Origin of the sequence: Streptomyces sp. NPDC127038 (assembly GCF_042725875.1) — a bacterium.
Taxonomy (GTDB): Bacteria; Actinomycetota; Actinomycetes; order Streptomycetales; family Streptomycetaceae; genus Streptomyces.
The window spans coordinates 40,199-62,532 of the sequence record NZ_JBHXDQ010000041.1 but is presented as its reverse complement, the minus strand read 5'-3'; the positions used below and the strand labels follow the sequence as shown (position 1 = coordinate 62,532).

Annotated in this window: 21 protein-coding genes and 1 riboswitch; of the genes, 14 read left to right on the top strand and 7 right to left on the bottom strand. The window is 72.5% G+C overall.

What is annotated here, in order from left to right; all coding sequences use genetic code 11:
• Positions 1–84: 84 nt before the first annotated feature.
• From ACFWI4_RS25790 to ACFWI4_RS25780, 3 genes are all read right to left on the bottom strand, one after another.
• Positions 85–1,941 carry a hypothetical protein gene (locus tag ACFWI4_RS25790; protein ID WP_387200446.1) on the bottom strand — a complete coding sequence of 619 codons (1,857 nt, stop codon included), beginning with the start codon at positions 1,939–1,941 and terminating at the stop codon, positions 85–87.
• 68 nt (positions 1,942–2,009) lie between these two features.
• Positions 2,010–2,186 (bottom strand): DUF397 domain-containing protein, encoded by a 177-nt coding sequence (locus tag ACFWI4_RS25785; protein WP_387200443.1) that lies wholly within the window; start codon positions 2,184–2,186, stop codon positions 2,010–2,012.
• An 11-nt stretch (positions 2,187–2,197) separates the two neighbouring features.
• Positions 2,198–3,052 carry a helix-turn-helix domain-containing protein gene (locus ACFWI4_RS25780; protein WP_387200440.1) on the bottom strand — a complete coding sequence of 285 codons (855 nt, stop codon included), beginning with the start codon at positions 3,050–3,052 and terminating at the stop codon, positions 2,198–2,200.
• A gap of 235 nt (positions 3,053–3,287) precedes the next feature.
• On the opposite strand from ACFWI4_RS25780, the gene ACFWI4_RS25775 reads away from it, so the two are divergent.
• Positions 3,288–3,773, top strand: coding sequence for an ATP-binding protein (locus ACFWI4_RS25775; RefSeq protein WP_387200437.1), 486 nt, complete (start codon positions 3,288–3,290; stop codon positions 3,771–3,773).
• Here ACFWI4_RS25775 and ACFWI4_RS25770 read toward each other — a convergent pair.
• Positions 3,763–4,206 carry a hypothetical protein gene (locus tag ACFWI4_RS25770; RefSeq protein WP_385399812.1) on the bottom strand — a complete coding sequence of 148 codons (444 nt, stop codon included), beginning with the start codon at positions 4,204–4,206 and terminating at the stop codon, positions 3,763–3,765. The two genes, ACFWI4_RS25775 and ACFWI4_RS25770, sit on opposite strands and share 11 nt — an antisense overlap.
• 241 nt (positions 4,207–4,447) lie before the next feature.
• Between ACFWI4_RS25770 and ACFWI4_RS25765 the strand changes: the two genes are divergently transcribed.
• Both ACFWI4_RS25765 and ACFWI4_RS25760 read left to right on the top strand, forming a co-directional pair.
• Positions 4,448–5,401 carry a hypothetical protein gene (locus ACFWI4_RS25765; RefSeq protein WP_387200434.1) on the top strand — a complete coding sequence of 318 codons (954 nt, stop codon included), beginning with the start codon at positions 4,448–4,450 and terminating at the stop codon, positions 5,399–5,401.
• A gap of 2 nt (positions 5,402–5,403) precedes the next feature.
• Complete coding sequence (locus ACFWI4_RS25760) at positions 5,404–7,125, top strand: insulinase family protein (RefSeq protein ID WP_387200431.1); 1,722 nt, start codon at positions 5,404–5,406, stop codon at positions 7,123–7,125.
• A gap of 42 nt (positions 7,126–7,167) precedes the next feature.
• Here the strand turns inward: ACFWI4_RS25760 and ACFWI4_RS25755 are convergent, their stop codons facing one another.
• From ACFWI4_RS25755 to ACFWI4_RS25745, 3 genes are all read right to left on the bottom strand, one after another.
• On the bottom strand, positions 7,168–7,533 hold the full coding sequence (locus ACFWI4_RS25755) for a hypothetical protein (RefSeq protein ID WP_387200429.1): 366 nt from the start codon (positions 7,531–7,533) through the stop codon (positions 7,168–7,170).
• An 87-nt stretch (positions 7,534–7,620) separates the two neighbouring features.
• On the bottom strand, positions 7,621–8,340 hold the full coding sequence (locus tag ACFWI4_RS25750; RefSeq protein ID WP_387200426.1) for a hypothetical protein: 720 nt from the start codon (positions 8,338–8,340) through the stop codon (positions 7,621–7,623).
• 256 nt (positions 8,341–8,596) lie between these two features.
• On the bottom strand, positions 8,597–8,785 hold the full coding sequence (locus ACFWI4_RS25745; RefSeq protein WP_387200423.1) for a hypothetical protein: 189 nt from the start codon (positions 8,783–8,785) through the stop codon (positions 8,597–8,599).
• Between the two features lie 145 nt (positions 8,786–8,930).
• On the opposite strand from ACFWI4_RS25745, the gene ACFWI4_RS25740 reads away from it, so the two are divergent.
• The 11 genes from ACFWI4_RS25740 to ACFWI4_RS25690 all read left to right on the top strand — a co-directional run bounded on the left by ACFWI4_RS25740 (position 8,931) and on the right by ACFWI4_RS25690 (position 22,320).
• A complete protein-coding gene (locus tag ACFWI4_RS25740) occupies positions 8,931–11,081 on the top strand; it encodes an N-6 DNA methylase (RefSeq protein WP_387200420.1) in 2,151 nt (716 codons plus the stop codon).
• Positions 11,082–11,251: 170 nt separating this feature from the next.
• Positions 11,252–11,902, top strand: a complete 651-nt coding sequence (locus ACFWI4_RS25735) for a hypothetical protein (protein WP_387200418.1) — start codon at positions 11,252–11,254, stop codon at positions 11,900–11,902.
• 38 nt (positions 11,903–11,940) lie between these two features.
• On the top strand, positions 11,941–13,425 hold the full coding sequence (locus ACFWI4_RS25730) for a protein kinase (RefSeq protein WP_387200493.1): 1,485 nt from the start codon (positions 11,941–11,943) through the stop codon (positions 13,423–13,425).
• A gap of 173 nt (positions 13,426–13,598) precedes the next feature.
• The gene (locus ACFWI4_RS25725; protein ID WP_387200415.1) at positions 13,599–14,426 is read left to right on the top strand and encodes a glycoside hydrolase domain-containing protein; all 828 of its coding nucleotides are present in this window, start codon (positions 13,599–13,601) and stop codon (positions 14,424–14,426) included.
• A 188-nt stretch (positions 14,427–14,614) separates the two neighbouring features.
• Positions 14,615–15,277, top strand: coding sequence for a SurA N-terminal domain-containing protein (locus tag ACFWI4_RS25720; protein WP_387200412.1), 663 nt, complete (start codon positions 14,615–14,617; stop codon positions 15,275–15,277).
• Between the two features lie 270 nt (positions 15,278–15,547).
• Entirely contained in the window at positions 15,548–16,501 is a 954-nt protein-coding gene (locus ACFWI4_RS25715; RefSeq protein ID WP_387200490.1) for a nucleoside triphosphate pyrophosphohydrolase, read from the top strand.
• Positions 16,498–17,769 (top strand): cytochrome P450, encoded by a 1,272-nt coding sequence (locus ACFWI4_RS25710; protein ID WP_387200409.1) that lies wholly within the window; start codon positions 16,498–16,500, stop codon positions 17,767–17,769. The genes ACFWI4_RS25715 and ACFWI4_RS25710 overlap by 4 nt, the downstream gene beginning before the upstream one ends.
• Before the next feature lie 314 nt (positions 17,770–18,083).
• Positions 18,084–18,968: a transglycosylase family protein gene (locus tag ACFWI4_RS25705; RefSeq protein ID WP_387200406.1), complete on the top strand. Its 885-nt coding sequence runs from the start codon at positions 18,084–18,086 to the stop codon at positions 18,966–18,968.
• A 137-nt stretch (positions 18,969–19,105) separates the two neighbouring features.
• Positions 19,106–19,345: riboswitch (cyclic di-AMP (ydaO/yuaA leader) on the top strand.
• Positions 19,346–19,349: 4 nt separating this feature from the next.
• The gene (locus ACFWI4_RS25700; RefSeq protein WP_387200403.1) at positions 19,350–20,057 is read left to right on the top strand and encodes a transglycosylase family protein; all 708 of its coding nucleotides are present in this window, start codon (positions 19,350–19,352) and stop codon (positions 20,055–20,057) included.
• A 339-nt stretch (positions 20,058–20,396) separates the two neighbouring features.
• A complete protein-coding gene (gene eno / locus ACFWI4_RS25695; protein WP_037628200.1) occupies positions 20,397–21,683 on the top strand; it encodes a phosphopyruvate hydratase in 1,287 nt (428 codons plus the stop codon).
• Between the two features lie 160 nt (positions 21,684–21,843).
• The gene (locus ACFWI4_RS25690; RefSeq protein WP_385399848.1) at positions 21,844–22,320 is read left to right on the top strand and encodes a septum formation initiator family protein; all 477 of its coding nucleotides are present in this window, start codon (positions 21,844–21,846) and stop codon (positions 22,318–22,320) included.
• Positions 22,321–22,334 lie beyond the last annotated feature (14 nt).

The window sequence follows — 22,334 nt, the reverse complement described above, 5'->3', positions numbered from 1 at the left end:
AAGGTTGTGCGGGGTTCGGGCTGCGGTGGCGCGGGCCGAGGCCGTGGAGCGGCCGGCCGGTGAGGCCGGGCACGGCGGATCCGGTCAGCCGAGCATGAGCAACATCCTGGACAGGGTGCGCAGTTCGGTGTCCGGGTGGTCCTGGCCTCCGACGGGGGAGTCGGCGAGCAGGCGTTCCGGGGACGCGATGTAGGTGTGGAGGGCGGGGTGGAGTTCCGCTGGGCAACGGCCCATCCCGGCCAGTGCCTTGAGGGCGCTGAGGCCGACCGGGGTGGGGCCCGCGATGTCGGCCAGGATCGGGACCGCGCGGTCCGGTGAGCCGGTGAGCCAGTGGTGGGCCTCGGCGGCCGCCTTGCGCGTCCAGTCGTAGCCGGCTTCCAGCAGGGGCTCGACGAGGGGGAGTAGCGGGGCGGCTGCCGTGCCCATCGACTCCAGGCCGCTCAGGTACCAGTGGGTCTGGCCCCGGGACGACAGCAGCGCCTCGTAGGTGCGCAGCGCCGTGTCGGGGTCACCGGTCAGCAGGTGGTGGGCCACGGCCGCCGACGCCCGCAGCGAGGCGTCACCGCTCCGCGTGGCTTCTTCCAGGAGGTCGGTGATCTCCGGTGTGCGTACGCCGTTGGCGCCCAGTTGGCGGGCGGCGACGATGGCCGCGCGGCGGGTACCGAGACAGTCGATCAGCTCGGGCTGGGCCGCGCGGGCCGCGGTGCCGAACCGGGCCAGGGCCTGGACCAGGGCGATGCCGTCGTTGCCGTCGGCGCCCGCGGCCAGTTCACGGCGGATCACGGGTATCAGCCGGCCGGCCGCCTCGGGGAAGTGCCGTGCCGTCGCCGCGAGCAGCCGGGCGGAGGGGCGGTCGAGCACCAGGTCCACGGCACGGGTGTCGCGGGAGCGCACCAGGGCGAGCAGCGCCGGTTCGGCCGTCTCGCCGTCGGCCCCTGCCAGCTCGTGGAGGGCGTCCCGCAGGGCCGCGTCCGGTTCGGGCAGGTGCTCGACCCAGTAGCCGATCGTGCGGAGCAGGGAGGAGGGCTTGCTGTGGTGGGGGAGCGCGGCCACCAGCAGGTCCAGGACCTCGCGCTCGCGGTCGCGCCACCGCTCGGCGACGTGTCCGGCCAGCCAGGAGCCGCGCGAGCCGATGTCCCCGTGCGCGATCCACCGGGCGGCGACGGTGAGGGCGACGTCCGGCTCCCGCGTGAGCAGGTTGGTGAGCCGTTGCTCCTGCGTGCTGGTGTCCGACCAGGGGAACTCGTCCTCCCCGGGGTCGGGGTCGGCGCCGTCCTCGGCGAAGACCTCCACGAGTTCGGGCGCGTACGGCGGCCCGTTGCGTTCGGCGGCCAGCTGGGCCGCGGCGAGCCGGATCTCGGCCAGCGGGCTGTCCAGGGGTTCCAGCACCCGCCCGAAGCGGTTCAGGAGGATCAGCGCGTCCGCCCGTACGGCGGGTACGGGATCGTCGGCGTACAGCGCGTCGACCCGTTTGACGGCCAGGGCCCGGGTGTCGTCCGGGAGCAGGTCGGCCACGGCCGCGAAGGTCCGCAGCGCGGCCCGGCGCACCCCGCGCCCGGGGTCCCCGAGGCAGGGCAGCAGGTCAGGGAGCACCGCGCAGAGTTCGGCGCAGATCGCGGCGATGTCGCTGTGCGGCCAGTGCGGCGAGTCGACCGAGGCGGGGTCGTGGTCGGCGAGGACGGCCAGCAGCATCAGCAGGTCCTCGCGCCTGCCCGGCGCGTGCAGGACGGCGTGGGCGAGGAAGGGGACCGCCGGGGCCGAGGCCTCGTAGATCGTGCCCTGGTGGTAGATGTTGCCGTGGAACTCGTAGATCGCCTCGCCCGCGGCCTCGTCGTCGTCGCCGTAGAGCACCTTGATCAGCTCGGGTACGTCATCGGCGGGGCCGTAGGCGTGGGTCAGCTCGGACCACGGGACGTCGTCCAACTCGGCCGGAGATCTCATGCGCGCTCCTCGACTGATCAGGTGCGCCGACCCTACCCACCCCCTCTGACAACGGGGCGACGCCGGGGTCACGGCCTCCGCAGGGCGGCTATCAGGTCGGCGAGTTGGCGTGGTCCGGTGGCGAGGACGGTCTCCGGTACGTCGCTCTCGCGGAGGAGGATCGTTCCGGTGGGGGTGGCGGCGACGAAGACGCAGGACGACGCCTCCTGGCTGTACGTGGACTTCTGCCAGTTCAGTTCGGGCATCGAGGGCTCCTTCAGAGTTCTTGGGCGATTCGGGCGATGAAGTCGCGGGACTCGGCCTGGGGGAGAGCGACTTGTTCCATGCCGTCCAGGACGAGGCGCTGGCGTTCCAACTGGGCAGGAGCGTCGATGAGTTCGGAGCCGTGGTCGGTGTCCAGCTGGACGGTGTCGAGCTGGCCGACCGGGCCGTGGAAGTAGTCGATTCCCTGTCCGGACGTGTGGAACGGGCCGCCGGCGAAGGGGACGACGGCGATCGTGACGTGGTCGAGTTCGCTCAACTCGTTGAGGTGTTGGAGCTGGGCCCTGACCGTGCCGCGGTCGCCGAAGCGCATGCGCAGGGCGGCCTCGTGGATGATCGCCGTGTAGGACCGCGGTTGTTCGCGGTGGAGGAGAGCCTGCCGTTTGATCCGGTGGGAGACGCGGTGCTCGATCTCGTGGGGTTTCAGGGCGGGCACGGTGTGGCCGAACAGGGCGCGGGCGTGGCCCGGGGTCTGCAGGAGCCCGGGGATGTTGATGACCTGTGCCACGCGGAGCGCGACGGCGTGGTGCTCCACCTCGGTGAGGTCCAGCATGCGCGGCGAAAGGATCTCGCGGTACTCCTCCCACCAGCCCCGCCGGCGCTCGCCGGTCATCGCCGCGAGCGCGTCGACCAGCGGTTCGTCGGTGCAGTCGTAGTGGCGGGCCATGGCACGCACCCGGTCGGCGCTGACGCCGTAGCGGCCGGCCTCGATGTTGCTCACACGGGACTGCGTGGCGCCCAGCAGCGCGGCGGCCTGCGTCGCGGACAGGTCGGCACGTTCGCGCAGCCTCCGCAGCTCGACCCCGAGTCGGCGGCGGCGAGCGGTGGGCAGTGTGCTCGGCTGGGGCATGAGCGGCGACTTCCCGTTCGTACGTATGGCGCGTGGGTCACCCACACGAAGGCAATAGGGGCTGCATTCCCCTCATTTCATGGAATGTAGTCCATGAAGCGCCCTACGGTCGGAGCGTCCAAGTCGCTCAACTCCCCCCGCCGGTAAGACGGAAGCGCACCGCTGACCCGCGACATGCCACCGCCCGGCCGGGCCGGTAGAGCGAACCCGAATACCCCCGCCGCAGGAGGCGTTCATGGTCACCGTATCCCCGCAGAAGTCCGATGCGTCCCCCTCTTGGGCGTACGCCCTCCGGCTCCCCCATGATCCGCTCGCGCCGCGCGTCGCCCGGGTCACCCTGAAGGCGGTTCTCGGCGGGCACGGCATGGCCTCCGTCGCCGACGCGGCCGAACTGCTGGCCTCGGAACTCGTCACCAACGCCTACCGGCACTCCGGCGGCCCCTCGACGCTCCGGCTCCGGGCCCTCGGCCGGGGCCGGCTGCGGATCAGCGTCCAGGACGGCGACCCCCGTATCCCGCCCCCGTTCGACAGGCGGTACGGCGTGCTCGGGCCCGTGCCGGCCGAAGTGGACGGCGGGCGCGGGCTGTTCCTCGTGTGCCACTACGCGGACGCCTGGGGCGGTCATCCGCTCGGCGACGAACTGTTCGGCCGGAGCGGGAAGGTGCTGTGGTGCGAGGTGGGGCCGCCCTGGGGGGCGGCCCCGGAGGGGGTCAGCGGGTGACCGGCAGTGCGCCCGCGAACACCGCCCCGTCGGCGCGGGTCTGGACCGGGAAGTCGACCTTGAGGGCGCCGTCCTGGCCCTCGACGGTCAGGTGGGTGACCGTCTTCAGGCCCAGGAACGCCTTCCTGGCCGCGGTCGCGGTGACGTACGCGCGGGGCATGTTCATCAGCAACGCGCCCGGCTTTCCGCCCCGGTTGCCGTCGAAGAACAGGATCCGCTGGTTCGTCAGGACGATGTAGGCCACGCGCGGCCTGACCGTCGCCATCACCATGCCGAGGGTGAGCACGCCGACCAGGATCGTGGTGAGGGCCTGCTTGCGCACCGAGACGGTACCGATGGCGGCGAGCGTGGTCAGCTCGACCCGCTCACCCTGGAGCAGCAAGGGCGCCGAGGTCTCCAGCAGTTGTCTGTTGCGGCGGGCGTTGAGAGCCATGGACGGTCTCCTGTTTGACGGTGCCGGGACGTGGGGGGCGGCCCAGGGAGTGTTTCAAGCCAGGGGGACGCCGGACGATCACTTCCCGCAAGGCGAACCCAAGTTCGAGCCATGGGAGAGTCAAGATCCTTCACGGGAAGGTCAAGCAGGCGCCCGTATGTGCCCTTTGGGGCCTGTGTCCCCACACCCTCCCCTTACCTGGGCGGAAGGAACTTTCCGTCCGCCGCCTACCATCCGCTCCATGCCGACCGATGTGCCCCTTGCGCCACCCGATTTCGAGCTCGCCTCCGCCCATCCCGAGGCCGGATGGCTGCGGCAGGCCGCCGGCGCACGGGACTGGGCGGCGATCCGGCGGTACGTCGACGGGCTCCCGTACGACGCCGACCGGGCCTTCCTCGTCCGTGTGATCGCCGAAGTGCCCGGCGTCGAGCACCTCCTGCGCGAGGTCGTCGCCGCCGCCCCCGACGACGTGCTCGCCCTGACCGCGCTCGGGAGCCGCGAGACCGAGATCGGCTGGGAGATCCGGACCGCCGCCCGCGCCCAGGACGTCAGTCGGGAGCAGTTCCGGCAGATGCACGAACACCTGCGGACGGGCGAGCAGTTGCTGATCCGGGCGACGGCACTCGACCCGACGTACGACGCGGCCTGGGCCGCGCGCCTGACCACGAGCAGGGGACTGCAACTCGGACAGAACGAGGCCCGGCGCCGGTACGACCGGCTGGCCGCCCACCACCCGCACCACTTCACCGGACAGGCCCGCCTCCTCCAGCAGCTGTGCCCGAAGTGGGGCGGAAGCTGGGAGGCGGCGCACGGCTTCGCCCGCGCATGCCTGCTCGGCGCGCCCGAAGGCGCCCTGAACGGCGGGCTGGTGGCCGAGGCGCACATCGAGCACTGGATCGACCTGCCCTCCTCCGGCAACGCGCGCACCGACTACCTGCGGCAGCCCAACGTCCACGCCGAACTCGTCGAGGCGGCCGGGCGTTCCGTCCTGCACCCCGGCCACCGGCCGACGTACGGGTGGGTGACCGTCCAGGGCTGTTTCGCCGCGCTCTTCTCGCTGGCCGGGGACACCGCCCGCGCGGCCGCCCACTTCCGCGCGCTCGGCGGTCTGGCCTCCGAGTACCCGTGGAGCTACCTCGGCAAGCCCGCCGAGCAGTACGTACGTCACCGCTCCGCCGCACTGGGAAGAGGCTGACGATGAACCAGGCCATCCATCACACCGAGATCGACGGCATACCGGCCCTCTTCGCGTACGCGGCCGGACCCGTGCGCGCCGGGCTCGTCTTCCGCGTCGGTGTCGCCGACGAGACCCTCGCCGGCGCCGGGATCACGCACCTGGTCGAGCATCTGGCGCTGCACCGCCAGGGCCTGGCCGACTACCACTTCAACGGGGCGACCAAGGCCGCGTTCACCCACTTCCACGTGGAGGGCGCCGAGCACGAGGTCGTCGCCTACCTCCACGGCGTGTGCTCCTCCCTCCTCGATCTGCCCATGGAGCGGCTGGAGACCGAGAAGGAGATCCTGCGCACCGAGGAGGCCCGGCGTGAACCGGGACAGCTCCCGCTGTGGCGGTACGGGGCCCAGGGCTACGGGCTGAGCAGCTACCCCGAGTGGGGCGTACGGCAGGCGCGGCCGGACGACGTACGGCACTGGGCGCAGAGCTGGTTCACCCGGGACAACGCCGTGCTGTGGATCGCGGGCGAACGGCTGCCCGCCGGGCTTTCGCTCCGGCTGCCCGGCGGCGATCGCCGTGCGATGCCCCGGGTCACCTCGGCCCTGCCCACCGCCCCCGCCTTCTTCTCCGAGGGCCAGGGCGGGGTCCTGCTCGACGCCGTCGTCACCGACACCGCCGCCGCCCGGATGTACGCGGGCGTCCTGGAACGCGAACTCTCCCGCGCACTGCGCCAGGAGGGCGGCTACTCGTACACGGCGGCCGGCGACTACGCGCCCCGCCGGGACGGGCACGCGACCGTCACCGCCTTCGCGGACTCCCTGCCCGCCAAGCAGGACGCGGTCCTCGGCGGGTTCATCGACGTCCTCGCCGGACTCCAGGCCGGCCGGATCGCGCAGGCCGACCTCGACGCCGTACGCGGCCGCAGGGACTCCGCGCTGACCGCGCCCGACTCGGCCGTACGACGGCTGCCGGGCGCGGCGGAGGACCTGCTCGCCCACCGGCACCCGCGCACGGTCGACGAACTGCGCGGCGAACTGTGGGCGGTGACACCGCGGCACGTGCACGCGGTCGCTCTGGAGGCCGCCGGGACCGCACTGCTCCAGACGCCCTCGGGGCACACCGCCGACTGGGCCGGCTACACGGCCGCGCCGACCAGGTCGGCGTACGCCGTCACCGGCAAGCGGTTCGCCTCCGTGCACGAGGACGGGACGGCCCTGGTCGTCGGGGGCGAGGGCGTCAGCCTGACGGCGGGCGGCGACGCGGTCACCGTGCTCTACCGCGACTGCGCCGCCGTGCTGAGCTTCCCCGACGGCGGACGCCGGCTCATCGGGACCGACGGGATCTGCGTGGAGGTGGAGCCGGGGGAGTACGGGGTCGACGCGCACACCATGGCGACCGTCGACGCGGCGGTGCCTCCGGGCACGGCGGTGCAGTTGCCGCCACGGCAGCGGCGGCCCGAGCGCCCGGCCGCGGAGTCCCGGAGCCGGGATTCCGGCCCCGCCGTCGAGCAGGGGAAGGGGGCGGCCCGGACCCGGCGGACCGCGGGCCAGACGGCGGTCCTCGTCGTCTTCGGGACGCTCGCCGGGCTCTGGTCCCTGCTCGCCCTGATGTACACCGTGTTCGGCTTCGGCGATCCGGAGACCGGCGTCGGCGGGTGGGCCGCGCTCAGCGCCTTCCTCTGGTGCGTCGGCGGCCTGCTGGCCTATCCGGCCGTCAGGATCCGGCGCGGGACGCGGAAGGGCTGATCCCCGCGGCCCGGTGCGTCCGGACGCCGGGCCCGCCGGGGGTCAGCGCAGGTAGGGGTTGCCCGCCTGCTGGGCCGGCCAGGGGGCGGGGCCCATGCCGACGGCCATGGCGTTGCGCGGGGTGGGCTTGTCGAACAGCGGGAACATCAGCATCCAGACGGCCATGCCGAACGTGGTCAGGGCGACCAGGCCCAGAGCCCCGTTCCCCCTGTCCGCCGGGACGGTCGCGAGCGACAGCGACCCCACCTCGTACAGCGCGAACGCGGCGAAGGCCCCCCAGTCGGATCCCCGCCCCCGGCGGATCGCCACGTACAGGAACGGCACCCACACCAGCAGACCGAACGATCCGACCGCCAGCACCGACCACGCCAGCCGCTGGAACCAGCCGGCTTCCAAGCGCTTGTCCATCACACCCCCGAAAACCCCGCGAACCCCCCGAGAGACTCCCGGGCCCCCGGGAAACCACCCGGGGGCGCCATGGTCCCATCCCGCGCGTCACGCGTGCGCGTGTTCGGCCTTCAGGGAGGTCACGATCCGTGCGGTCAGCTTCTTCGCGGTGGCCGCGCCGTTGTCGTGCCCGTCGGTGGACATCACCGTGACGAGGTCCGTCCCGGACTGGGCGGCGATCAGGGTCGAGCCGTTCTGCCAGGCGCTGTCGGTCAGCGTGATCGTGTAGGCGGCGTCACCGAGACCGGGGGTGTCGGCGCCGGTGATCTTCACCTTGGTGTGCGTGTCCGAGTCGGTGTACTCCGGGCACGAGGCGACGGTCTTCTTCAGGTGCTCCAGCACGGTCGCCGCGGTCGTGCCGCGGAAGGTGTCGACCTCCTGGGCGATGTCCTCGGACGTGTTCTTGCTGACGTAGTCGTTCTGGGCGAACGAGACGCCCGCGTCGCCGGTGATCGATATCCAGCTGGTGCCGCCGAGAAGGGTGCAGTCGGGCTTCGCCGCGGGGGCGTAGCTCGGCGCGGTGTACATGGGGCCGGAGTCCCGGACGCCCTTCGGGTCGACCGCGAAACCGGCGGCGAAGAAGGAGGCGGGCGCCAGCGTCTTCTTGAGCCGCGCGCCGGTCAGCAGGCCGGCGTTGGGGTCCTTGGACGCCTTGGAGGCGGTGGTGGAGGGGGACGAGGTGTCGCTCGCGGAGGAGCAGGCCGTCAGGGCGAGCGGGAGGACGGCGGCGACGAGCAGGGCCTTGGCCGGGCGGGAGGGATGACGCATCGGGATCTGTCCTTCGAAGGTGGGGCCGGAACGGGCCGAGTGTCCGTTCGGGCGTTCGGGCGGGGCTTGCGGCTGCGGGACTCCGAACGCTCGGCGGGCCGGGCGGAGTCGGGGTGGTGCGGGTGGTGCAGGTCCTGCGGGTGGTGCGAGTGGCGCGGGTCCTGCGGGTGGTGCGAGTGGCGCGGGTCCTGCGGGTGGTGCGGGGTGGCGCGGTGCTTGTGGCGGGGAGGGGTGGGGTGGGGTGTGCGGCGGAAGGTCAGCGGGGCGTCGCGGCCGGAGCGGTGTGCCGCGGGGCGCCGGGCTGTGGAGTCGTCGACACCGAACCCTTGTCGCCGCCGCCCGGGTGGCCCAGGCCGTGGCCGTGGTCACGGGCGTTCGCCGAGACGACACCGATGATCACGAGGCCTACGGTGGCACTCAGTGCGGCCCTGCCGACCACGCTCACGACTGTTCCCTCCCCCCGGCGGACGTCTTGATGACGGCCGCTCGTTCGCTGGGTCAATAACAACAGAGCCTGTGAATCGAGTCAACACGGTTCACGCAACATCTTGCGTGCACAGTGTGAACGGGTAGATCTTGTATGCGTCGGTATGCTCGACATCACGCAGGGACCAGTCGGGACGAGGGGAGCGGGGCGGGTGCAGGACAACGCCACCGAAGTGACCGCCGCCGGAATCGCGCGGCTGGCCGGTGTCGGCCGCGCGGCCGTGAGCAACTGGCGCCGTCGCCACGCCGATTTCCCCAAGCCCGTCGGCGGTACGGAGACGAGCCCGTCGTTCGCGCTGGCCGAGGTCGAGGCCTGGCTGCGCCACCAGGGCAAACTCGCCGAAGTGCCGTTGCGGGAACGGGTATGGCAGCAACTCGCGGGCCATCCCGAGGGCCCGGCCACCGGGCTCACCCACGCCGGTTTCGCACTGCTGCTCATCCATGACCGGCCGACGGTCTGGCTGGAGGCGAGCGCCGGTTCCGACGAACGCCTCGCCGCCCTGCTGCCGGCCGCGCTGGAGCAGGTGGCCGCCCCGCGGTTCGGCTGGACGCAGGGTCGGGGCGGTGTTCACGCCGAGGCGGGCGCGGAGGCGCAGCCGGCTGTTGACCGACCGGATGCTGTGAACACTTTCGGGGTCGCCCTTCCCACGGGACCCCAGCTGTACCCCTCCACCCCCCTCCTGCGGGGCGTGGCCGAGCTCGCCGCCGAGCTGGGCGCCCGACAGGCCTACGAGTTCCTGCTCGGGCGGCACCTCGACGCCAACCCGCGCCAGTACACCCCCACCCCCACCGAGCTCGCCCGCCTCATGGCCGACCTCGCCGGCCCCGCCCGCAGCGTCCTCGACCCGGCCTGCGGCACCGGCGCCCTGCTGTGCGCCCTCGACGCCCGCCCCGGCCAGGAGTTCCACGCCCAGGACAGCGCCCCCGACCTCGCCGTGCTCACCGCCCTCCGGCTCGCCCTGCACGGGCAGGCCACCGTGCGGGCGGCCGCCGGCGACAGTCTGCGCGCCGACGCGTTCCCCGGGCTGCGCGCCGACACCGTCCTGTGCCACCCCCCGTTCAACGAGCGCAACTGGGGGCACGACGAACTGGCCTACGACCCCCGCTGGGAGTACGGCTTCCCGGCCCGCGCCGAGTCCGAGCTGGCCTGGGTGCAGCACGCGCTGGCCCGGCTGCGCGACGGCGGCACCGCCGTCCTGCTCATGCCGCCCGCCACGGCCTCCCGCCGCTCCGGCCGCCGGATCCGCGCCGACCTGCTGCGCCGGGGCGCGCTGCGGGCCGTCGTCGCCCTGCCGGTCGGCGCGGCGGCCCCGTACAACATCCCCCTGCACCTGTGGGTGCTGCGCCGGCCCGAGAAGGCACCCGGGCGGCCCGAGGTGCTGCTGGCCGACGCCGGGGAGTTCGCCGGCGAGGGGCGCGGCGGCCCCGACTGGCAGGCCGTCAGGGACGTGGTGCTCGACGCCTGGCGGGCCCACGACCGGGACGGCACCTTCCCGGAACGGCCCGGCCTGGCGCGTTCCGTTCCCGTCATCGAACTCCTCGACGACGACGTCGACCTCGCCCCGGCCCGCCACCTCCCGCCCCCGGCGGCGGCCGACGGCGCCGAGCAGCTCGCGGCCGTGCGCGCGTGCCTCGACGCGACCCTGCGCCTGACCGCCGGCCTCACCCCGCCGCCCGGGCCGGCGGCGCCGCCCGCCCGCTGGCCGCTCACCACCGTCGGCGAACTCGCCCGCGGGAGCGCCCTGGTGATGCGCAGCGGCGGAAACGGCGGGCACGCGCGGGTGCCGGTCCTCACCGACCACGACGTGCTCGCCGGCACCGACCCCTCGGGGACACTGCCCGAGAGCGACGAGGAGGCCGTGCTGACGGAGGCGGGCGACGTGGTCGTGCCGGTGCTCGGCGGCGGCTCGGTGGTCCGGGTGGTCGACGCCGCGACGGCGGGTGCCGTGCTGGGGCGCAACCTCGTGCTCCTGCACCCCGATCCCGCGGCGCTCGACCCGTGGTTCCTCGCCGGGTTCCTGCGCGGCACCGCCAACAACCGCCAGGCCAGCAGCTACGCGTCCACCGCCGCCCGGCTCGACGTGCGCAGGCTCCAGCTGCCCCGGCTCCCGCTGGACGAACAGCGGCGCTACGGGGCCCGGTTCCGCGCGCTCGACGAGTTCGAGCGGGCGCTGCGGCACGCGGGCCGGCTGGGGGACCAGCTCGTACGCGGCCTGTACGACGGGCTGACGGACGGGACGGTGCCCCCGGGCTGAGGCCCGGGGACGGGGCCCGTGCGCCCGGCTGCCACGGGTCCGTCCCCTTACGTCACCTGCGGCGTCGTACGAGGTGATCAGCGCGACAACGGTTCCGTACAACCCGGGACCGGTGTTCCGTGTCGGCCTATACGCTCGAACTCCTATCGAACCCAGGTCCGGGAGCAGTCATGTACGGCCACGACGGGACGTCACCCACCCGTGGCGCGGTCACCGTCATCGCGTTGCGCGTTCTGTTCGCCGCCGCCGGGCTCCTGTCGTGCGGTCTGTTCGCCTGTCTTCCGCTGTTCCAGGTGGCGCTCCGCCGCGGGCGGTGGTTCGACTGGGCGGCGGCCTGGACGACGCTGCCCGTGTCCATCGGCCTGCTCATGGTCGTCGGTACGCTGCCGTACGACGACCACTGGGGCGATGTCGCGCTGACCGGTTCGCTGGTCCTCAGTGCCGGCAGCGTCGCGTACTACCTGGTCAGCGACATCCGCTTCCACCGTGCGCGGCGGCGGTCCATGGGTTACGCCCCGCCCCACGCGCGGACCGCCCCGGAGGGATACGGCTATCCGCAGCCGCTGCCGGCCCCTCCGCCGTACACCGCGCCGTCCGCACCGCAGCCGTACACGCACCGGCCTCCCGTGGTGGGCCCGTACACACCGGGAACGCCCGTGCCCCGGGCCGCCGTTCCCGGTCCGCCGATGCCCGAGCCCCCGCCGCCCCGGCACCCCGCGCCCGCCCGCATCGACCAGGTGCGCGCCGAGCTCGACGAACTCAGCGACTATCTGCGCAGACACGGGGACCAGGGGCACGGCGAACACGAGGGCGGACGGTGAGCGCGGCGGCCGCACGTGTCGTCGCCGGCCGGTACGAACTGGCCACCCTCATCGGCCAGGGAGGCATGGGCCAGGTCTGGACGGCCTACGACCAGCGGCTCGACCGGCGCGTCGCGGTGAAGCTGCTGCGCCCCGACAAGGTCGTCGGCCAGGACGCCGACGAACTGCGGCGCCGCTTCGCGCGCGAGTGCCGGGTGACCGCACAGGTCGACCACCCCGGCCTGGTCACCGTGCACGACGCGGGCAGCGAGGGCGACGAGCTGTTCCTCGTCATGCAGTACGTGGACGGCGCCGACCTCGCCGACCACCTCGCCGAGCACGACCCCTACCCGTGGCAGTGGGCGGTCGCGGTCGCCGCGCAACTGTGCGCCGTGCTCAGCGCCGTGCACGCCGTGCCGATCGTCCACCGCGACCTCAAGCCGCGCAACGTGATGGTGAAGCAGGACGGCACGGTGACCGTCCTCGACCTCGGCGTCGCCTCCGTCATGGACACCGACACCACCCGCCTCACCCACACCGGCTCCCCCATCGGCTCACCCGCCTACATGGCGCCCGAGCAGGCCATGGGCGGCGCGGTCGGCCCGTACACCGACCTGTACGCGCTCGGTGTGCTGATCCACGAACTCCTCAGCGGCGACGTCCCGTTCACGGGCTCGACGGCGCTCGGCGTGCTGCACCGCCATCTGTACGAGCCGCCGCTGCCGGTGCGCCGGCTGCGCCCCGAGATCCCCGAGGCGCTGGAGAGCCTGGTCCTGAGCCTGCTCGCGAAGGATCCGCAGCACCGGCCGGCCTCGGCGCAGGAGGTGTACGGGCGACTGGCGCCGCTGCTGCCCCCGCGCGGTACCCCCACCGGAGCCCCGCTCGACCCCACCCGCCCCTTCCTGCGCCCGCACGCGCCCTGGCCCGACCGCGCGCGCACGCCCGCACACCGGCCCGCCCCCGCCGTGCGGGACGCCGGCACACCCGATGTCGCCGACGCCGTCGACGAGGTCAAGCGCCTTCTGGGCGAGGGCCGGATCACCCAGGCCGTCGACATCCTCGGCGCGATCCTGCCCACCGCCGCGCGGCAGCACGGCGAGCGCTCCCCGGTCGTCCGCACCCTGCGCAGGCAGTACGCGGCCACGCTCATGGACGACGGCCAGTACCGGCGCGCGCTGCCCGAACTGCGCCGCCTCGCCGACGAACGCGCCGCCGAGGCCGGCCTCGCCGACCCCCAGTCACTGCGCCACCGCTACGAAGCCGCCCAGTGCCTGGAGCAGTCGGGCGAACCGGCGGAGGCGCTGGCCGAGTACCGCGCGCTGCTGCCGTACTACGAGAACCGGTACGCGGGCGCCGACCCGGAACTGGCCTTCGACGTCCGCCGCCGCATCGGCCATCTGCTGCTGGCGCTCGGTGGCCGCGGCGCCGCCGGGGACGTACTGGCCCGGCTGCTGCACGACGTGGAGCGGCTGCACGGCCCCGGACATCCGCTCGCGGCCGAGATCCGGCGGACCCTGGAATGGCTGGGGCAGGTGCATGGCTAGATTTTGCCGTGTCCTGAGAGGCTCTTGTGATTCTCCTGGGGCTTCCGTGTCCGAACAGGCATGTGCGAAACGTTAAGTTGACCTGTTTCGTGCCGTGCGCGCCTCCTCGCGCGTCTCCGCGCTGCCATCGCGCGACCGGCCGGTACCACCGCAACGACCAGGGGTAGGTTCAGATGTCCGAGCACCGTCAGTCGCGCAAGCGCAGATACATCACCTGGGGGGTGGCCGGGGCCGCCGTCGTCGCGGGCGCCGGGATCGCCGCGCAGACCTCCATGGCGGCCACGACCTGGCCCGCCCAGAAGACCTTCACGGGCCGCGCCTTCGACACCTGCGCCGCCCCCTCGCTCAGCGCGATGACGGCCTGGCACACCGGCTTCTACGGAGCCGCGGCCGTGTACGTCGGCGGCAAGAACCGCGGGTGCAACCAGCCCAACCTCACCGCGTCCTGGGTGAAGTCGGTCAGCGCGCTCGGCTGGAAGCTCATCCCGCTCTACGTCGGCGCCCAGCCGTCCTGCCAGACGGGCAGCAGCCCGGAGAAGATCACCGCCTCGACCGCCGCGTCCCTCGGCGCCGCGGACGGCGCGGACGCGGTCGCCAAGGCCACCGCCCTCGGCATGAAGGCCGGCAGCCCGGTCTACCTCGACATGGAGTCGTACGACATCACCAACAAGGCCTGCAACGACGCCGTGCTCACGTACGTGCGCGCCTTCGACAAGGCCCTGCACGCCAAGACGTTCCGCACCGGGTACTACGGCTTCACCAGCTCGAGCGCCAAGGCCGTCGCGACCGCGGCGGACAAGACGGACCTGCCGGGCAACCTCTGGTACGCGCTGTGGGACAAGACGAACACCACGACGAGCGACTGGCCTTGGGGCGCCACCCAGTTCACCGGCCACAGCCGCGCCCACCAGTACATGGTCAACAGCAAGGAGACCCACGGCGGCGTCACGTTCACCGTGGACCGCGACGCCTGGGACGCGCCGGTCGCCATCACCGGCTGACGCGAGGACCGGCCCGGAGTCACCCGTACGGGCGGACAACGGCCGTTCCCCGAGGCGGGGAAGCCGCGGCGGTGCCTGAAGTCGTCGTGAATCGTTGGTCGAATGGCTGGCCGAGAGGCGGGCCACTGCCTACCATCGATCACCGCAAGACTTTGTGCACCGTCGCACAATCTCCTCGGGAGGCTTCCTTGCACCGCCGCCGTCGCACCGCGCTCGTCCTCTCCGCCGCGATCGTCGCCGCGGCCCCCCTGCTCACCGGCTGTGGCAGCGATGCCCATCCGGGCGCGGCGGCCGTCGTCGGCGGCAGCCGGATCACCGTCTCGCAGCTGGAGAGCCGGGTCGGCGAGGTGCGCTCGGCGCAGCGCGCGGCCAGCAAGGACGACGCCCAGTACGCGCAGGTCGTCGCGAGCACCGGCACCCTCGCCCGCGACACCCTGCACGGCATGGTCCTGGACCGGGTCCTCGACCGGGCGGCCAGGAACGCCGGGGTGACCGTCACCCGCAAGGACTCCCAGCAGATGCGCGCGGCCCTCGAACAGCAGGCGGGCGGCTCGAAGGCGCTGGAGACGGCCTGGTTGTCGAACTACGGCGTGGCGCCCGAGCGCCTCGACGACAGCCTGCGCACCGAGATCGAGGCCCGCAAGCTCGCCGCCGCGCTCGGCATCGACATGAACACCACGACCGGCAAGGCAGCCTTCTGGAAGGCGATGTCCTCCGCGTCCAAGGAACTCCACGTCGACCTGAACCCGCGCTACGGCACCTGGGACGTCCAGAAGAGCAGCCGTGTCGACGCGAAGACGCCGTGGCTGCGCGAGGTGTCGGTGGCGGCCGGGCAGCCCCAGACCGCTTAGCCCCCCGGGGGCGACGGACCGCCGTCGCCCCTCCCGGGCCGTGGACGGATCCGCCGTCGCCCCCGGCCCGTGGACGGTTCCGGCGCCTCCCGCCCTGTGGACGGCTGCCCCGGCACCTCCCGGCCTGTGGACAACTCCGGGGGTGCCGGCCGCGTGGGTTACGTTCGAGGGGTGAACGCAATCAGTGAACCGACGGGTGCCGCCCAGGGCGGCGGGCGGACCGCGGCCGACGCGACCGTCGACGAGGCGGGCGACGGCGGGCCCGGCCGTATCGTCCTGCTCACCACCAGCCACCGGGTCGCGCCCGGGCTGCTGTCCTGGCAGGCCTGGCAGGCGCTGCACGGTGCCGACCGCGTGCTGTGCTCGGACGGCGCGCACCCGCAGGTGCCGTATCTGCGCGAGGCCGGCGTCGCGGTGGACACGGAGTCCCCGAGCGCGCGGGACCTGGTCGACGCCTGCGAGGGCGGCCGCACGGTGGTGGTCGTCGCGACCGGCGAGGGCGAACCCCGGCTCACCGACGGTCTGGCCCGTCTCGCCGGCTCCGGCCGCACACGGATGCCCGACCTGGAACTGCTGCCCGCCTCGTACGACCTGCCGGGCGCCCGGCTGCTCGACCTCGTCCAGGTGATGGACCGCATCCGCGCCGAGTGCCCCTGGTCGTCGCGCCAGACGCACGAGGGCCTGGCGAAGTACGGCCTGGAGGAGGCGTACGAGCTCGTCGAGGCCATCGAGGAGGGCGACCGGGACGAACTGCGCGAGGAACTGGGGGACGTCCTGCTCCAGGTCGTGTTCCACTCCCGGATCGCCGAGGACGACCCGGAGGCCCCGTTCTCGGTCGACGACGTGGCCGGCGGGATCGTCGCCAAGCTGATCCACCGCCACCCCCATGTCTTCGGCGACGAGACGGCCGGCACCCCCGAGGAGGTCAAGGAGCACTGGCTGCGGACCAAGGCCGAGGAGAAGCGGCGCACCTCCGTCACCCAGGGCGTCCCGCTCGGCCAGCCGGGCCTGGCCCTGACGGCGAAGCTGTCGTCCCGGGCGCGCACGGCGGGACTCGACGTCCCGCTGCCCGCCGGCGAGGGCGTCGGGTACGAACTGCTGGCGATGGCCGTGCGGGCCGAGGCCGAGGGCGTCGACCCCGAGGCGGCCCTGCGGGCGGCGGCACGCACCTACCGTGACGCGATCCGAGCGGCGGAGGGCCACCCGGATACCGTCGGGGAGTGACCGAGCCCGAAGCCACCTCCAGCGCCGCCCCCGAACTCTTCACCTGGGAGTTCGCCACCGACCCCTACCCGGCCTACGCCTGGCTCAGGGAGCACGCGCCCGTGCACCGCACCAGGCTGCCCAGCGGCGTGGAGGCCTGGCTCGTCACGCGGTACGCCGACGCCAAGCAGACGCTCGCCGACCAGCGGCTGTCCAAGAACCCCGCGCATCACGACGGGCCCGAGCACGCGAAGGGCCGGACCGGGATCCCCGGGGAGCGCAAGGCCGAGCTGATGACGCATCTGCTGAACATCGACCCGCCGGACCACACCCGGCTGCGGCGGCTCGTCAGCAAGGCGTTCACCCCCCGGCGGGTGGCCGAATTCGCTCCCCGGGTGCAGGAGCTGACGGATCAGCTCATCGACGGGTTCGCGGCCCGCGGATCCGCCGACCTCATCCACGAGTTCGCCTTCCCGCTCCCCATCTACGCCATCTGCGACCTGCTCGGCGTCCCGCGCGAGGACCAGGACGACTTCCGGGACTGGGCGGGCATGATGATCCGGCACGGCGGCGGGCCGAGGGGCGGGGTCGCCCGGTCCGTGAAGAAGATGCGCGGGTACCTGGCCGAGCTCATCCACCGCAAGCGCGAGGCCCTGACCCCGGAGCCCGAGCCCGGCGAGGACCTCATCTCCGGGCTCATCCGCGCCTCCGACCACGGCGAGCACCTCACCGAGAACGAGGCCGCCGCGATGGCCTTCATCCTGCTCTTCGCCGGGTTCGAGACGACGGTCAACCTCATCGGGAACGGGATGCACTCCCTGCTGACCCACCCCGGGCAGCGGGAGCGGCTCCAGTCCTCCCTCGCGGCCGGGGAGAGCGGGCTGCTGGAGACGGGAGTGGAGGAACTCCTGCGCTACGACGGGCCGGTGGAACTGGCCACGTGGCGGTTCGCGACCGAGGACGTGCGGATCGGCGGGCAGGACATCGCGGCCGGCGATCCCGTGCTCGTGGTGCTCGCGGCGGCGGACCGCGACCCCGAACGCTTCCAGGATCCGGACACGCTCGATCTTTCCCGAAGTGACCTTCAGCACTTGGGATACGGCCACGGCATCCACTACTGCCTGGGCGCGCCGCTCGCCCGGCTGGAGGGACAGACGGCGCTCGGGACGCTCCTGAGGCGTCTTCCCGACCTCCAACTCGCTGGAGAATCGACCGATTTGCGTTGGCGCGGAGGCCTCATTATGCGGGGATTGCGTACGCTTCCGGTGGAGTTCACCCCGGTCAAATAGGCCGTGATCGGCCCATCGCCGACCCTTCGCCGCCACTGCTGAAGTGATCCTTCCGCATACCGGAAAGAGCGCTCCCACGGCTACCGGAACGTGACGGTCCATCAAATCTGTGATCTTCGCGTGATCTGTACTGCATCGACTTGTAACCAGCGATCGACTGCGGCTACGTTCACCCATCAACGCGGCGCCCACGCTTCCTGATTGACGGGAGCCGCGCTGCTCCCCGCTGTCACGCGAAAGGCTTCCGCATGCTCTCCGGGAACGGCCGTCACCGTCGCCCTCGTCAGGCCCCGGCACTCATCGTCGCCGCAGGGGTGACCGGATCTGCGATCGCCATCCCGCTGCTCGCCGCGGCGAGCGCGAGCGCGGCCGACGGCACCACCTGGGACCGTGTCGCCCAGTGCGAGAGCGGTGGGGCGTGGAGCTCCAACCAGGGCAACGGCTACTACGGCGGCCTCCAGCTCGACCAGGCCACCTGGGAGGCGCACGGCGGCCTGGACTATGCGCAGACCGCCGACCAGGCCAGCCGCTCGCAGCAGATAGCCGTCGCCGAGAAGGTGCTCGCCGACACGGGCCTCGCGGCCTGGCCGACCTGCGGGCCGCTCTCGGGGCTCAGCAAGGGCTCGGGCGAGGTCAGCGTCGACACGGGCGTGGCCGGCGACTCGGCGAGCAGTGACGCCGGTTCCTACGTCTCGTCCGGTCTGGCGACCGGGCCCAGCGCGTCCGCTTCGAGCGGTTCGTCCGCTTCGGGTGAATCCTCCACCCCGTCCACCGGCACCCCGTCGCCCAGCGCCTCGGCGAGTTCCGGCGCGACCGGTGCGAACACGGGCAAGAGTGACAAAACGGCCGATCCGTCCAAGTCGGGTCAGAAGGAAGCCTCTTCGGGTGCGTCCGACGACGCGACCACCGGCACCGGCCGGCACCGCGGCGGAGAGGCCTCGGAGAGCGCGACGGGCGAGGACGGCTCCGCCGGACGGCACGCGGCGACCGCCGGGAGCGACGCCGTCGACGACTCGTCCCCCGACGACTCCTACGCCGCAAAGGTCTTGGGCAGTCTCTGGAACTCTTCCGACAACCTCGGCTTCGAGAACGACCTGGGCAAGCTGACCGCCCCCGACCCGACGGCCGCCGACAGCGGTCCCGGCCTCGTCGTCCCTGGTCGGAGCATTGTCGTCGTCGCCGAAACGGCCCAGCAGTAGCGGGAGTTCGCGTCACGGTTCGCTGTGGAATGTCCCATTTGGCGCAAGTGAGAGATGGGTCTCAGAAGCCCTGATCGTCTTTGAATTTCCGGCGATCGACTGCTTACGGTCGTGACCGCTCGCCACAGCGGGCCCCGACGGTCGCAACGCCGAATCCTGCCAACGGCCGTACGGGAACAGTCGTCGCGTCATGCGCCGTGGGCAGGAGCGGGGGACCCAAGGTAAGTGCCGGGCCCGGGAGTCGAGAGACGTCCGGGAACGGCTTGGGGTGAAGCCGCGTGCCGGGAGTCCTGGAGACGGGACCGAAGGCGCGTGGCCGGGCAACTCATTCGGCCCGAACCCGACAGCTCACCTCGCAGGCGTCGGTGAGGGGATCTCTCCATGCTGTTCTCCAGCAAGGGCAAGCACCGTCGTCCGAACAAGGCCACCCGCGTCGCCGCTCTCGCCGGTGTCACCGGTGTCGCCATCGCCGCCCCGCTGATGGCGGCCGGCAACGCCTCCGCCGCCACCGCCTCCGAGTGGGACGCCGTCGCCCAGTGCGAGTCCGGCGGCAACTGGTCGATCAACACCGGCAACGGCTTCTACGGCGGCCTCCAGTTCTCGTCCTCCACCTGGGCCGCGTACGGCGGCACCGCGTACGCCTCGACCGCCGACCAGGCCTCCAAGGCGCAGCAGATCGCCGTCGGCGAGAAGGTCCTCGCCGCGCAGGGCAAGGGCGCCTGGCCGACCTGCGGCACCGGCCTGTCGAGCACCCCGTACGCCGGCGGCTCGGCCTCCTCCGCCCCGGCCGCCCCCTCCACGTCCTCCTCGTCGAGCGGCTCGCAGAGCGCCCCCGCCACCCGTACGACGGAGCAGCACGCCGCCCGTTCCGCGGAGCGCCCCGCCGTCCAGAAGACCGTCACCACGCCGACCGGCAAGAAGGTCAAGAAGGGTGACGGCGAGTACAAGGTCGTCAAGGGCGACACCCTGAGCTCGATCGCCGAGAAGAAGCACGTCAAGGGCGGCTGGCAGAAGCTGTTCAAGCTGAACAAGGACATCGTCGCCGACGCCGACTTCATCTACCCGGGCCAGCAGCTGCACCTCCACTGAGCGGTGCGGCGCACCGGCTGACCTGGCCTTCCTCGGCGGAGGGCGGCCCGGTCCCGGCACCGTGCCGCAGCGTCAGGCCGCACGACGGCCCCCTCGTGAGGCCTCCGCACCGGAGGCCGCCGAGGCCCCCCGTCCCCACGGGCTCCCCGCTCCGGCGCGTGTTCCCCCGCACGCACCGGAGCGGGGTTTTTTATTTCTTTTTTTGTTCCGTTCAGGAACAATATGTACGCTCAGTTCCGCTCAAGGGGTGGTCGATCGCTGGCCGATCCCCGTGAGCCGGTTAGGCTCATCCCGCGGGGCTGCCAAGCTCCGCGTACCCGCGTCACATCCCATAAGGAGATGCTCGTGCCGTCCATCGACGTCGTCGTAGCCCGGGAAATCCTGGACTCCCGAGGCAACCCCACGGTCGAGGTCGAGGTCGGCCTCGACGACGGCAGCACGGGTCGTGCCGCCGTTCCGTCCGGCGCCTCCACCGGAGCGTTCGAGGCCATCGAGCTCCGCGACGGTGACCCCAACCGCTACCAGGGCAAGGGTGTCGAGAAGGCCGTCCTCGCCGTCATCGAGCAGATCGGCCCGGAGCTCGTCGGCTACGACGCCACCGAGCAGCGCCTGATCGACCAGGCGATGTTCGACCTGGACGCCACCGACAACAAGGGCTCGCTCGGCGCCAACGCCATCCTCGGCGTCTCGCTCGCCGTCGCGCACGCCGCCTCCGAGGCGTCCGACCTGCCGCTGTTCCGCTACCTGGGCGGCCCGAACGCGCACCTGCTGCCCGTTCCGATGATGAACATCCTGAACGGCGGCTCGCACGCCGACTCCAACGTGGACATCCAGGAGTTCATGATCGCCCCGATCGGCGCGGAGTCCTTCTCCGAGGCCCTGCGCTGGGGCGCCGAGGTCTACCACACCCTCAAGAAGGTGCTGAAGACCAAGGGCCTGTCCACCGGCCTCGGCGACGAGGGCGGCTTCGCCCCGAACCTGGAGTCCAACCGCGCCGCCCTCGACCTCATCGTCGAGGCCATCAAGCAGGCCGGTTACGTCCCCGGCGAGCAGATCGCGCTCGCGCTCGACGTCGCCGCGTCCGAGTTCTACAAGGACGGCAAGTACGAGTTCGAGGGCAAGTCCCGCTCGGCCGCCGAGATGACCGAGTACTACGAGGAGCTCGTCTCCGCGTACCCGCTCGTCTCCATCGAGGACCCGCTGTACGAGGACGACTGGGCCGGCTGGAAGGTCATCACCGACAAGCTGGGCGACAAGGTCCAGATCGTCGGCGACGACCTCTTCGTCACCAACCCGGAGCGTCTGGCCCGCGGCATCGAGGAGGGCTCCGCCAACGCCCTGCTCGTCAAGGTCAACCAGATCGGTTCGCTGACCGAGACCCTGGACGCCGTCGAGCTGGCCCAGCGCAACGGCTTCAAGTGCATGATGTCCCACCGCTCCGGCGAGACCGAGGACGTCACCATCGCCGACCTCGCGGTCGCCGTGAACTGCGGCCAGATCAAGACCGGCGCCCCGGCCCGCTCGGACCGTGTCGCCAAGTACAACCAGCTGCTGCGCATCGAGGAGATCCTCGACGACGCCGCGGTGTACGCCGGCCGCTCGGCGTTCCCCCGCTTCAAGGGCTGAGCCCACCTCTCACGAGGGCCGACCCCGGCTCTCGCGAGGGCCGAGCCGCACGGCTCGGCAAGCGTCCTCCGTACGTCCCCGTACCCGGTCCCGTACCGTGTGCGGGGACGTACGCACGTGAGGGGCCCTGTGGCGGGCCGGCAGCGGGGAGGCGGGACTCATGGCCGTGAAGGACCGGGACCGGTTCTCCACCTCGACCAGGCTGAAGCTGCTCGGCGAGCAGACGGCGGCCCGGGTCTACCGCTCCCAGACCAAGCGGCAGGCGCGCCGCTCCCGGCTCACCGGCCGGGCCGCGCTCCTCGCCATGGTCCTGTGCACCCTGATCGTCGCCCTCGCCTACCCCATGCGGCAGTACGTCTCCCAGCGCGCCCAGATCGGCGAGCTGGAACGACAGCGGGAGCAGGCCAGGCAGCGGGTCGAGCAGCTGCGCGACCTCAAGGCGCGCTGGCAGGACGACGCGTACGCGAAGCAGCAGATCCGGCAGCGGCTGCACTATGTGATGCCCGGCGAGACCGGCTACGTCGTGATCGACCCGGGCGCCGCGAAGCAGGCCCGTGCCGAACGGGGCGCCGCCGACCGCCCTTGGTACACCAACGTCTGGGACGGCGTGGACAGATCCGACGCCGCCGACCGCTGACGACCCATGAACTG